The organism is Psychroserpens sp. AS72 (assembly GCF_038900375.1).
Classification (GTDB): Bacteria; Bacteroidota; Bacteroidia; order Flavobacteriales; family Flavobacteriaceae; genus Psychroserpens.
In genome coordinates, this window is record NZ_JBBMRC010000002.1 from 106,393 (window position 1) to 119,972 (window position 13,580).

Annotated in this window: 11 protein-coding genes; 10 read left to right on the forward strand and 1 reads right to left on the reverse strand. The window is 33.2% G+C overall.

All coding sequences use genetic code 11. The annotated features are described in order from the left end of the window. The first annotated feature begins 2 nt into the window (after positions 1 to 2). From WNY78_RS04075 to WNY78_RS04100, 6 genes are read left to right on the forward strand one after another with little or no spacing between them, the layout of a single operon-like run. Positions 3 to 563 (forward strand): L-threonylcarbamoyladenylate synthase, encoded by a 561-nt coding sequence (locus tag WNY78_RS04075; protein WP_342871912.1) that lies wholly within the window; start codon positions 3 to 5, stop codon positions 561 to 563. A 30-nt stretch (positions 564 to 593) separates the two neighbouring features. After that, positions 594 to 2,021 carry an HD domain-containing protein gene (locus WNY78_RS04080; RefSeq protein WP_342871913.1) on the forward strand — a complete coding sequence of 476 codons (1,428 nt, stop codon included), beginning with the start codon at positions 594 to 596 and terminating at the stop codon, positions 2,019 to 2,021. A 2-nt stretch (positions 2,022 to 2,023) separates the two neighbouring features. Continuing rightward, the gene (locus tag WNY78_RS04085) at positions 2,024 to 2,476 is read left to right on the forward strand and encodes a GNAT family N-acetyltransferase (RefSeq protein WP_342871914.1); all 453 of its coding nucleotides are present in this window, start codon (positions 2,024 to 2,026) and stop codon (positions 2,474 to 2,476) included. Further along, positions 2,473 to 3,489: a COX15/CtaA family protein gene (locus WNY78_RS04090; RefSeq protein ID WP_342871915.1), complete on the forward strand. Its 1,017-nt coding sequence runs from the start codon at positions 2,473 to 2,475 to the stop codon at positions 3,487 to 3,489. Before WNY78_RS04085 ends, WNY78_RS04090 begins: the two co-directional genes overlap by 4 nt. Before the next feature lie 26 nt (positions 3,490 to 3,515). Continuing rightward, entirely contained in the window at positions 3,516 to 4,037 is a 522-nt protein-coding gene (locus tag WNY78_RS04095) for a hypothetical protein (protein ID WP_342871916.1), read from the forward strand. Positions 4,038 to 4,050: 13 nt separating this feature from the next. Beyond that, on the forward strand, positions 4,051 to 4,626 hold the full coding sequence (locus WNY78_RS04100) for a HupE/UreJ family protein (protein ID WP_342871917.1): 576 nt from the start codon (positions 4,051 to 4,053) through the stop codon (positions 4,624 to 4,626). A 12-nt stretch (positions 4,627 to 4,638) separates the two neighbouring features. Here WNY78_RS04100 and WNY78_RS04105 read toward each other — a convergent pair whose 3' ends face one another. Continuing rightward, positions 4,639 to 5,703, reverse strand: a complete 1,065-nt coding sequence (locus WNY78_RS04105) for a hypothetical protein (RefSeq protein ID WP_342872325.1) — start codon at positions 5,701 to 5,703, stop codon at positions 4,639 to 4,641. 117 nt (positions 5,704 to 5,820) lie between these two features. Here WNY78_RS04105 and WNY78_RS04110 point away from each other — a divergent pair, with 117 nt between their 5' ends. From WNY78_RS04110 to WNY78_RS04125, 4 genes are all read left to right on the forward strand, one after another. After that, the gene (locus WNY78_RS04110; RefSeq protein ID WP_342871918.1) at positions 5,821 to 6,723 is read left to right on the forward strand and encodes an ATP-binding cassette domain-containing protein; all 903 of its coding nucleotides are present in this window, start codon (positions 5,821 to 5,823) and stop codon (positions 6,721 to 6,723) included. Between the two features lie 58 nt (positions 6,724 to 6,781). Beyond that, positions 6,782 to 7,606 (forward strand): ABC transporter permease subunit, encoded by an 825-nt coding sequence (locus WNY78_RS04115; protein WP_342871919.1) that lies wholly within the window; start codon positions 6,782 to 6,784, stop codon positions 7,604 to 7,606. Positions 7,607 to 7,732: 126 nt separating this feature from the next. Further along, positions 7,733 to 11,128 carry a T9SS type B sorting domain-containing protein gene (locus tag WNY78_RS04120; RefSeq protein WP_342871920.1) on the forward strand — a complete coding sequence of 1,132 codons (3,396 nt, stop codon included), beginning with the start codon at positions 7,733 to 7,735 and terminating at the stop codon, positions 11,126 to 11,128. Positions 11,129 to 11,135: 7 nt separating this feature from the next. Continuing rightward, positions 11,136 to 13,553, forward strand: a complete 2,418-nt coding sequence (locus tag WNY78_RS04125; protein ID WP_342871921.1) for a T9SS type B sorting domain-containing protein — start codon at positions 11,136 to 11,138, stop codon at positions 13,551 to 13,553. The last annotated feature ends 27 nt before the right edge of the window (positions 13,554 to 13,580 follow it).

A 13,580-nucleotide genomic window follows, 5' to 3' on the forward strand; every position in this document is an offset into this window, starting at 1 on the left:
CAATGAACGAAATAATTCAAGAAGCTTTAACTGTTCTCAAACAAGGAGGTCTCATACTCTACCCAACAGATACCGTTTGGGGAATTGGTTGTGACGCGACCAACTATGAAGCGGTTAAAAAAATCTACAAACTCAAACAACGTAAAGACTCTCAAGCCTTAATTTGCTTGGTGAATAATTATTCAATGTTAGAAAGGCATGTCGATAATGTTCCCAATATGGCCTATACAATTCTAGATATTGCCGTAAAACCAACAACTATAATTTACGATGATCCTGCAGGAGTTGCCGAAAATTTAATTGCAGGTGACAATACACTAGCAATTCGTGTGATTAAAAATACTTTCTGTGAAAAATTAATCAGGTATTTAAAAAGACCATTGGTATCGACATCTGCAAATATTAGTGGTAAACCATCTCCAAAATCATTCAAAGAAATAAGCGATGAGATTATAAAAGGTGTGGACTATGTCGTAAATTTGCAAAACGAAAAAAGCATGTCTAAACCATCTACAATTATCAAGTTAGGTAATGATGGTATGGTTAAGATTATTAGAGAATAGATTTTTTTTGCCACGAATACTCAAATTTAAATGTCTAAGACAAATTTTAAAGAAGCTTTAAAAAACGACATCTTCAAAATCATCTCCAAATCTGCAAAAGATATAGGAGTTGACAGCTACGTAATTGGTGGTTTTGTTCGAGATTTCATATTACATCGTGGAGAACACAAAGATATTGATATTGTTGCCATTGGAAGCGGAATTGCCCTTGCAAAACAAGTCGCAAAAAACTTACCAAACCGTCCAAAAGTACAGGTATTTAAAACTTACGGAACTGCGATGTTGGTCTACAATGACATGGATATTGAGTTTGTTGGTGCTCGTAAAGAATCCTACAACGAAAACAGTAGAAATCCTGTCGTAGAAAACGGAACACTTCAAGACGATCAAAACCGCAGAGATTTCTCGATAAATGCAATGGCTTTAAATTTATCTGATGATGACTTCGGAAATTTGCTAGACCCATTCAATGGCATCCAAGATTTAGAAAATAAGATCATTAGAACACCTCTAGATCCAGATATCACCTATAGCGATGACCCTTTGCGTATGATGCGTGCTATTCGTTTTGCAACACAACTCAACTTTACAATTGAAGACGAATCTTTAAAAGCGATTTCTCGTAATAATGAACGCATAAAAATTATCACCAAAGAGCGTATAGTTGTAGAACTCAATAAAATCTTAGAAAGCGATAAACCATCCATTGGATTTTTACATTTAGAAAAAACCGGACTTTTAAAACACATTATGCCAGAGTTAACAGCTCTAAAAGGAATTGATGAAGTAGAAGGTCAAACACATAAAGATAATTTTTACCACACGCTTGAAGTTGTAGATAATATTTCTAAAAACACCGATAATCTTTGGTTACGTTGGGCTGCTTTACTACATGACATCGGAAAAGCACCAACAAAAAAATTCAGCAAAAAAGTAGGTTGGACCTTTCATGCACACGAATTTGAAGGCGCAAAAATGGTCTACCATTTATTTAAAAGATTAAAAATGCCTTTGAATGATAAAATGAAATTCGTTCAAAAAATGGTATTTATGAGTTCGCGACCAATTGTATTAGCTCAAGATTTAGTGACAGATTCTGCTGTACGACGCTTGGTTTTTGATGCAGGCGATTATGTTGAAGATTTAATGGTATTGTGCGAAGCAGACATCACAACTAAAAATCCAAAGAAATTTAATAAGTATCATAATAACTTCAAAATTGTTCGTCAAAAAATTGATGAAGTTGAAGCACGAGATCATGTTCGTAATTTTCAACCACCAATTTCTGGAGAAGAAATCATGACCACTTTTGGATTAAAACCCTCTCGTGAGATTGGTCAAATTAAAGAAGTGATTAAAGAAGCAATTCTAGAAGGCGACATTCCAAACGAGTATGATGCCGCTTATCAATTAATGCTGAAAGAAGGTAAACGATTAGGTTTAAAAGTAAACGCGTAATTATGATTAAAATCATAAGAACAGACTCAAAAAATAAAGACTTTATCAACCTAGTTAAAGATTTAGATGCGTATCTGAGAATGACTGATGGTGATGAACATGAATTCTATAATCAATACAACCATATAGACACTCTCAACCATGTCATACTCATATATATGGATCATAAAGCAGTTAGCTGTGGTGCCTTTAAAAAATTTGATGATTCAACTGTAGAAATAAAACGAATGTTCACCATGCTCAAAATGCGTGGCAACGGATTAGCTTCGGAAATTTTAAAAGCTCTAGAACTTTGGGCTTCAGAATTAAACTATAAAGCGTGCATTCTTGAAACTGGTATTCGTCAAAAAGAAGCTGTTGCATTTTATAAAAAGAATAATTATCAAAACATTCCGAATTATGGTCAATATGTAAATATGGACAATAGTTTGTGTTTTAAAAAAGAATTAAAATGAAAAAAGATAATAAAAAAGTCATCTATTGGCTTCTTACAGGTTGTGTTTTAATTTTTATAATGGTTGTTGTTGGTGGTATCACCAGGTTAACCCATTCTGGATTATCAATTTCTAGCTACAAACTTATTTCTGGTACCATTCCGCCAATGAATGAGGTAGAGTGGCATGAAGCTTTTGATCTTTACAAACAATATCCCGAATATCAAAAACTCAATAATCACTTTGATTTAGAAGACTTTAAAGACATTTACTTTTGGGAATGGTTACATCGTGTGATAGGTCGCTTTATTGGTGTAGTTTTCTTTATTCCTTTTTTATATTTTCTGATTAAAAAACAACTCACAAAATCAACTATCAAAAAAAGTATTGTACTTCTAATTTTAGGAGGATTTCAAGGTTTTTTAGGATGGTATATGGTTAAAAGTGGTTTAGTAGATAATCCAGATGTAAGTCATTATCGTCTCGCAGCTCATTTAACTACAGCATTTATCACTTTTACTGCCACATTCTGGGTAGCTTTAGATCTAATATTTCCGAAGAAAAAAGACATAGAAAAAGGCATTAGAAATTTCATTAGAATAAGCTTAGTCGTATTAATTATTCAAATTATTTACGGAGCATTTGTTGCTGGTTTAGATGCAGGTTTTATTCATAATCATTGGCCAATGATGAGTGAAGGGAAATTTATGCATGAAACGGTTTACATTGAACAGCAACCCGTTTACAAAAACTTTTTAGAAGGGAGAAGTGGTGTGCAATTTGCGCATAGAATCATAGCTTACTTTGTAGTTGCCTTTATTATTGGTATTTGGCTCAAAGCTAGACGATTAATTTTAACAAAATACCAACTTATTGGTATTAACTTGCTACTTGTTGGAGTTACGCTTCAATTCATTCTTGGTGTATTGACTATTATTTATGCAGTTCCTGTTTGGTTAGGTGTTACGCATCAAATTGGTGCTTTTTTATTGTTATCTGCTATGACATTTACCTTGCATCGCTTTAGTAAATAATCTAAAAAATAGTTTATTTTTGCATTATGATTTACAGATTTAGAGTCATCCTTGACAACGATACCGAAGACGATATTTTTAGAGATATTGAAATTCGAGAAACAGATTCTCTAGAAGATTTGCATAATGCTATTACCCAATCTTTTGGGTTTGACGGACTAGAAATGGCATCGTTTTATGTGAGTAACGAAGATTGGGATCAAGGTGAAGAAATATCAATGTTTGATGTGAGTGAAGGTCACAATGACGCTAGAACGATGAGTGAAACGATTCTCAACACTGTTCTTGATCAAACACAAACAAAACTCATTTATGTTTATGATTTTATGAGCATGTGGACGTTTCTTGTCGAACTTGCCGAAATTGTTGAAGTCATTGAAGGTACAGATTACCCTAACCTTATGTTTGTTCACGGACAAATACCAGATTCAGCTCCAGAAAAAAACTTTGAAGCCGAAAATCTTGATGATGACGATTTCAATGAGTTTGATGATGATTTAGATGTTGATGATTACAGTGATCTTGATTTTGATGAAAACTGGAATTAAGCTTTTCTAGGCTATGACTGACTTTTGGTTCTATTTAAAAGAAGGTATCAATCACATTTTAGATCTTGATGGTCTAGACCATTTCTATTTTATCATTTCGTTTTGTATTCTGTTTTCTTTTAAAGACTGGAAAAAAATTGTGGGACTCGTAACTGCTTTTACTCTTGGTCATTGCATCACTTTGTTTCTTTCTGGATTAGAATTGGTAACTATAAATGCAGACACTGTAGAACTACTCATCCCAATTACCATTTTACTGAGTTGCCTAAATAATTTTTATGTGTTGCTGAAGGATAAGCAAACTAAACAACAACTCATTATCACTTACGTTATTTTGTTAGTCTTTGGATTAATCCACGGATTAGGATTTTCTAACTACATTAAAATGATGCTCTTTGATGGAGAATCTATTGTATTACCACTGTTAGGATTTAATGTTGGGATAGAATTGGCGCAATTAGTCATTGTTACTGGATTGCTAGCTGTAATCTCAATACTTCAACTCATAGTAAAATCTCATATTAAATGGGTTAGATTTGGAGTGAATGCGATAATCTTCTTACTGGTTTTAAGGATGATTTTTGGTTAATCCCAAACCTCATCAAGAAAAATTATTCATATTAATATCTTCATAATTACGTTTGACAAAACCAAGAGCATTTCTTAAAACGCTCCCCATATTTGTGCTTTTTCTAAATTCTAGATCTAAGGTATAATTATAGATATGTTCTTTAAGCAACTCAATGTTTTCAGTATTTGAAATGGTATCTGCTTCCATACAGTCTAGTAATTCTCCTATTCTATCTTGAAAACTTCGCATACGACGAACAATAATGGAACGCTCTTCAATTTTATATTGATCTATAGATTCTTTTTGAATTTTCTCTCTAACTAGTTCCACCATTTTAAAGTTTTCCTTAAAAAATTGCGGTCTGTAAATGTTCAACTTTCCTTCGTAACATTGTTGATCGAAATCTATGGCTCTAATTTTAAAAACAACATGATCAAAATCGTGAGTTGGCACAATTACGTAATTATATGAACGCATATCTCCCAAGAGTCTAATCATACAACGCTCATTAAACTTCACAAACTCTTTTGCTATTTGAGCTTTTTCAGACGAGTTGCATTCAGGTAACATCGTTTTTATAAACTCATCTCCTGGAATACCTGCAATATGCTCTTCAATTATTGTGTTTTTATATACCAAAAAGTTAAGATTGTAAGGCGATAACATGTGCTCTAATTCTAATCCGTAAACACGAGAAGCATCCGCTTTTTTGACATAAAAATAGGTGTAATTATCATTGAGAATATTACGCACTTTAATCCTAAATGGCTTTGTATTACCAAACGTACAAAAATCTATCGCATCAATATTTAAGTATTTAAATATGGTTTCATTACCATCTGAAATCAAATTAGAATACACACGTTTAAGACTCAAATCTATTTCTTCGCGTTCAAATTCATTATAATACACACGTATCCAAAGCGTATCTTCATCATTTTTATCAAATACCTCAACAGCACCTTGAAATCTTAATAAATCATCATAAAATATTGGCAACCTAAAATTTCGGTTATACTCTTTCAAATAACTGTAAAGTTTATCGTTGATAGGATAAGCAGGCTTCTTTTTTGATATTTTTAAATCGTCCATAATTTTAATTGTGCTCTAATTTAACATTTTCCAAATTACTTTGTAACAATAATATGTTTTGTTCGTCGTATTTATAATCAACCACTGCAGAATCTTTTCTGCAAAAAAATCAATCAAATTTTGGAACCAATTTTAACCATTAATAATCTTACCAAAAAATTTGGCTACCTCACTGCTGTCAAAGATTTATCGTTTACCATCAATAAAGGCAATGTTTATGGCATTTTAGGACCAAACGGAAGCGGAAAATCAACAACACTAGGTATTGTTTTAAACGTCGTCAATAAAACCGAAGGAAGTTTCCATTGGTTTGATGGCAACACAACTACTCATGATGCGCTTAAAAAAGTAGGTGCAATTATTGAGCGACCAAATTTTTATCCTTACATGACTGCAGAGCAAAACTTAAAATTGGTTTGTAGAATCAAAGGAGTAGATCACAGTAAAATCAATGAAAAGCTAGAAGTTGTTGGGCTTTTAGACCGTAAAGATCATAAATTCAAAACCTATTCTTTAGGGATGAAACAACGTTTAGCAATCGCATCAGCATTGTTAAATGATCCAGAGATTTTAATCCTAGATGAGCCAACAAATGGTCTCGATCCTCAAGGAATTCATCAAATTAGAAAAATTATCAAAGATATTGCAAGCAAGGGTACGACTATTTTATTGGCGTCTCACCTACTCGATGAAGTTGAAAAAGTATGTACACACGTTGTTGTTTTGCGTAAAGGCGAGAAATTATATTCTGGTCGTGTAGACGAGATGATTTCGAGCCATGGCTTTTTTGAACTTAAAGCAGAAATGCATAACGAGCTTAAAACATTATTAGAGAATCATCCTTCCTTCGGAAATATAAAAGTTGAAGATCAGTTAATCACTGCATTTTTAAACGAACCAATGGATGCACCAACATTTAATAAACTGATGTTTGATAAAGGTATTATCCTTTCTCACTTAGTCATGCGTAAGGAAAGTTTAGAAGAACAATTCTTGCAATTAACAGATAACACAGAAGCATAATCATCAACCAAAAAGCATTCTGAAGGTTTTTTACTTCAGAATAAAAAAATCAACCACTATGTTAAGATTACTACAACTAGAACTTCAAAAATTACTGCTCAACAGAGCAAGTAAGGTTCTTATATTTATATCGTTCATATTACCATTTTTTATAATTCTACTATCCTCAATACGATTTAATGTCTTTAATTATTTCACTTTAGAAGTAGGACATTATGGTGTTTTTAACTTCCCAATTGTATGGCATATCATGACGTTTTTTGCGTCCTATTTCAAACTCTTTTTTGCCATTGTCGTCGTTAGTATGATTGGTAATGAGTATAGTAACAAAACGATTAAGCAAAATTTAATTGATGGTTTGAGTAAAAAGGAATTTATACTTTCTAAATTTTATGCTATTGTTTTCTTTTCTGCTTTATCAACTCTTTTAATCTTCATCATTTGTTTAATTGTTGGTTTATTCTACTCAAGTATTGATGAAGCACATCTTATGTTTAGAGAAACGGAATATCTATTAGCCTATTTTGTTAAGCTTGTAGGCTTTTTTAGTTTATGTTTATTTCTAGGTGTTTTAGTAAAGCGTTCTGCTTTTGCACTTGCATTTTTGTTTGTATTATTTCTTTTAGAATGGATCATCTATGGTATTTTAGCCTATAACCTTGATGAAAGTACGGCTACAAAAATTCAGAACTATTTCCCATTAAAATCCATATACAAACTTATAGATCAACCTTTTCAACGTATTGCCATCTCAAAAGCACCAAATGGGCAAGACTTTTTATATGACTTTGCTGTGCATTGGTACGAGTTTGCAATTGTTATAGCTTGGACTGCCTTATTTATCTTTTTATCGTATAGATTGCTTAAAAAGCGAGATTTGTAATATCTTAGTGACTTAGATTTCTACAAAAGAAATAATGTTATAGCTTAAAATTTCCTAAGAAAATTAGGAGTTTTACGTATTTAATTGTTTTATCAATAGACTTTCTAAGTTAATTGCGACTATTACATGAAAAAGAATTCCCTCGTATTACTAATAACACTGTTTTGTGTTACCTATACTTTTGCTCAACAAGAAGCATCAAATTGGTATTTTGGACAAAATGCTGGGTTACGATTTAATGCAGGAACAGGTACAGTTACAGCAATCACAGACGGACAATTAAGCACATTAGAAGGTTGTACTTCCATCTCAGATACCAGTGGGAATTTACTATTCTATTCTGATGGTCGTACGGTATGGAATGCCAATCATATTGCCATGGCAAATGCTAGTGAAGCTTTAAACACAGGTCTTAAAGGTGATGAATCTAGTACGTCTTCTGGATTAATCGTACCAAAACCACAAGATCCTGACTCCTATTATATTTTTACTGTAGATGAACCTCATCACGATAATCCATCACCAGCAACAGCAACAGATGATGGTCTTAATAATGGTTTGATGTACTCGTTGGTCGACATAACTTTAAATGGTGGTTTAGGTGATGTTGTAGATACAGAAAAGAATGTTCCGTTAATAACTTACGATCCTACAGATCCGTTGGAAGAACGATTTAAATGTTCAGAAAAAATTACTGCAGTAAAAGCAGATGATTGTTCTTCGTTTTGGGTCATTACTCACTTTGTAGATAAGTTTTATGCTTTTAAAGTTGACATCAATGGTGTGCAAACAACTCCAGTGATCTCTACTGTTGGACCAGACGTTCCAGTTTCTGGGTATCGTAGAAATTCTCTTGGTTATCTCAAAGCGTCTCCAGATGGAACTAAATTAGCAGTTGCTCATTTTGGATTTGCAACTACCGAAGGTGGTAATGCTGGAGGTGGTGTATATTTATTAGATTTTGATAATGATACAGGAATTGTTTCTAACTCTGTAGAGTTATATAGTCCAACTCTAAATGACAGTCCGTATGGTATTGAGTTTTCTTCGGAAAACAGAAAAGTATATGCAACTATTAACGCAGGAATAATTGGAAGTGGAGCAAGTAGCATTTTACAATGGGATTTGGAAAGTGCAGATATACCAGGTTCTTTGGCATTAATTCATCAATCTGCTACGTTAAGTGCTGGAGCACTACAATTAGGATTGGACAAACGTATTTATAGAGCACAAATGAGTTTCACTACTGGTAATTCTGGTAATTTTATTGGAATCATCAATAATCCTGAATTATCTGGTTTTGCAACCAATTATGTAGAAAATGGGATTCTATTAGATGTCAATGGTGGTTTTCAAAACTTAAGTCGCATTGGCTTACCTCCTTTTATACAATCCTTGTTTAATTCTCAAATTGATATCATTCAAAATGGAATTAGTACAACAGAGCTTAAATTGTGTGTAGGTGATAGTTATACCTTAACAGCTGAAGAAGTTCCAGGAGCTACTTATGCTTGGACAAAAGATGAAGTTATATTATCTGAAACAAGCTTTGAATTAGATATTAATGGTCCTGGATTTTATGAAGTTTTTATAGAACCTAATAATGGCGAATGTCCTATTGAAGGTGAAGCTGTTGTTGGTGTGTTTGATATTCCAACGGCTACGCAACCTCAAAATATGGTCAATTGTGATTTGACAGATAGTTCAGTTTTTGATCTCACCACTCAAGATGCAGAAATACTAGACACTCAAGACCCTTTGCAATACACGGTTCATTATTACACATCACAAGAGGATGCAGATGATAATATGAACGAAATTATTGACGATTTTACTTCCGAAGAAAACCCTCAAACTATTTACGCTCGCGTAGATAATAATGATAATCCAAATTGTTATGCAACAACATCTTTTGCACTTACTGTTTTTATAACACCTGTGATAAACACACTAGATGATATTACTGTTTGTGATACAGATTTTACTGCAAATAGTATGGACGGATTAACAACATTAGACTTAGATATTCAAAATGCTGGAATTCTTGGTACTCAAGATCCTTCACTTTACACAATAACATATCATCCAACACAACAAGATGCAGATGATAACACAAGTGCTTTTGCAAATACATACACCAATACAACAGCTTATACAGAAGAGATTTTTGTACGAATAGAAAATAATGCAAACACAGATTGTTTTTCTACAAGTTCTTTTTTATTGAATATAAACGATGCACCAGAAGCTATTGACACGACATTAATACAATGTGATGAAGATGGCATTCCAGAAGGATTTACAAACTTTGATCTCAATCAAGTATTTGATGATATTACAGGTGGAGCTGCCAATAGAACCATTCAGTTTTATGTATCGCTTGAAGATCTAGAAAACGATGAAGACGAGCTTAATGCAGATGCTTTTGAGAATTATTTTGATCCGCATATCATTTATGCTTTAGTCACCAATACAGAAACAGGTTGTACCAATATTGCTGAGTTAACTTTGCAGGCAAGTTCAACCTCTTCAAACAATACAAGTATAGAAGCTTGTGATGATGATGGCACTGAAGATGGATTTGTTAATTTTAATCTCGCAAGTGCGTTGGACGATATTCTCTTTGGGATTGATCCTGATCTAGACGTCACTTTCTATGAAACTTATGACGACGCTTTATTAGAAGATAATGCTTTAGGAACTAACTTTACAAATACAACTGCCTATAATCAAACTATTTATGCTCGTGTAGAAAACATGAATGCTTGTTTTGGGATTAGTGAAATAGAGCTCACCGTTTTTGAGTTACCTAATATTGTCATTCAAGAAGACATTTATTATTGTTTAAACACATTTCCGCAGACAATCGTATTAAATGGAGGATTAATAGACGATACTCCAAACAATTACTATTATGATTGGTCTACAGGTGAAGATGAATTTGAAATTGAAGTCAACGAACCTGGAACATATACTGTGAGAGTGACCTCTACAGATGGTTGCTTTAAAGACAGAACAATTAATGTACTAGCCTCAGACATTGCTTCATTTACAGATATTCAAGTAACAGATGCAACAAATAACAATACGATTTCAGTTTTTGTATCAGGAGATGGTATTTACGATTATGCCTTAGATGATCCTGAAGGACCTTACCAAGACAGTAACATATTTGAAAATGTGAGTTTTGGGTTTCATACAGTTTATGTAAGAGATATAGAAAATGATTGTGGTATTGTAGATGAAATTGTTTCGGTTATAGGGTTCCCAAAATATTTCACTCCAAATGGAGATACGTTTAATCCTACTTGGCAAGTCAAAGGAATTTCTAGCGACTTCCAACCTAATTCTCAAGTTCTAATTTTTGATCGCTATGGGAAATTATTAGCAGAAATTGATCCTCTTGGTCCTGGATGGGATGGTACTTTTAATGGTTTTAATATGCCTGCAAGTGATTATTGGTTTGTTGTTACCTTAGAAGACGGTCGCGTTTTTAAAAGTCATTTTGCCCTAATTCGTTAAACCTACTATGAATAAACTATTTTCGATTGCTTTATTATTTTTCATTACTACCTTATCATACTCACAAACGCCCAATGATTGTATAAATGCTATACAAATCTGCGGAAATTCTAACATTGACCTAGATGTCGCTGGTGTTGGAACTCAAGAATTTTTCGATAATGAATGTAGTATGGTTGAAAACAATACTATTTGGTTTAGACTTACTTTTGAACAAGCTGGTAATTTTGGTTTTATATTGACGCCAAATAGCACTGCAATAACAGAAGATTATGACTTTGCATTATTTGGACCAACAGACTCTTGTTCAAATCTAGGCGCTGCAATTCGATGTTCATCTACAAATCCTTTCGCAGCTAATCAAGGTAATAATCTTACTGGAATGAACACAACAGATCCAGATCCTGATGAAGGACCAGGAGAAGATGGTGATAGTTTTGTTAGTGAAATTGATGTCTTGGCAGGAGAAACCTACTATCTATTAATTGATAGACCTGTTGGTAATAGTCCGTTTAGTTTAGAATGGACAGGAACTTCAGAATTCCCTAATCCGCCAGAAAACCAATTGGCAACTACTGATGTCATAGAACTTAATGAATGTGATAGAATTGCGCCTTTTGGAGATGGTATCACTCAATTTGATTTAGAAGCTAATACTTTAGGTCTTATTGGAGGTCAAACAAATGTTGATATTACGTATCATGATTCTGAAGAAAATGCTGTTTTAGGAATTAATCCATTAGCTAGTCCTTATACAAACACCAATAATCCTCAATCTGTTTATGCAAGAATACTTAACACTGTTTCTTTATGTTTTATAACAACCCAAATAGATTTAAATGTTACTGAAATTGGCATCTCAACACCATCTGATCTTGAAATTTGTGACAATCCGTTGTTACCAACTGGAATTACCGAATTTGATTTAACATCAAAAATTCCAGAAATTTTAAACGGATTAAATCCTGATGACTACAGCTTTACTTTTCATGTATCTCAAGATAATGTAGAGATGAACTCCAATCCTATTTCATCAATATTTCAAAATACTGCACCAGGAAATCAACAAATATTTGCACGTGTTGAGGAAATCGCAACACAATGTTTTGCATTTGTACCTATAAATTTAATTGTCATTCCGCTTCCTGATGCATTTGACACCACATTAATACAATGTGATGAAGATGGCATTCCAGAAGGATTTACAAACTTTGATCTCAATCAAGTATTTGATGATATTACAGGTGGTGCTGCCAATAGAACTATTCAGTTTTATGTATCGCTTGAAGATTTAGAAAACGATGAAGACGAACTAAATGCAGATGCTTTTGAGAATTATTTTGATCCGCATATTATTTATGCTCTAGTCACCAATACAGAAACTGGTTGTACCAATATTGCTGAGTTAACTTTGCAGGCAAGTTCAACCTCTTCAAACGATACAAGCATAGAAGCTTGTGATGATGATGGCACAGAAGATGGATTTGTAAACTTTAATCTCACAAGTGCATTGGATGCTATTCTCTTTGGAATAGATCCAGATCTAGACGTCACTTTCTATCAAACTTATGACGACGCTTTATTAGAAGATAATGCTTTAGGTACTAATTTTACAAACACAACAGCCTACAACCAAACCATTTATGCTCGAGTTGAAAACATGAATGCTTGTTTTGGGATTAGTGAAATAGAGCTCACCGTTTTTGAGTTACCTAATATTGTGATTCAAGAAGATATTTTTTATTGTTTAAACACATTTCCGCAGACGATCATATTAACAGGAGGTTTAATAGACGACACACCAAACAATTACTATTATGATTGGTCTACTGGTGAAGATGAATTTGAAATTGAAGTCAATGAACCTGGAACATATACTGTGAGAGTAACCTCAACAGATGGTTGTTTTAAAGATAGAACAATTAATGTACTAGCCTCAGACATTGCTTCATTTACAGATATTCAAGTTACAGATGCAACAAATAACAATACGATTTCAGTTTTTGTATCAGGAGATGGTGTTTACGATTATGCATTAGATGATCCCGAAGGTCCTTACCAAGACAGTAATATATTTGAAAATGTGAGTTTCGGATTTCATACGGTTTATGTTCGCGATATAGAAAATGATTGTGGTATTGTAGATGAACTTGTTTCAGTAATTGGGTTCCCAAAATATTTCACTCCAAATGGAGATACGTTTAATCCTACTTGGCAAGTCAAAGGTATTTCTAGCGATTTCCAACCTAATTCTCAAGTTCTGATTTTTGATCGCTATGGTAAATTATTAGCAGAAATTGATCCTCTTGGTCCTGGATGGGATGGTACTTTTGATGGTTATACGATGCCAGCAAGTGATTATTGGTTTGCTGTCACTCTAGAAGATGGTCGTGTTATTAAAAGTCATTTTGCCTTAATTCGCTAAGTATAAGTATAAAAAAATATGTAAATT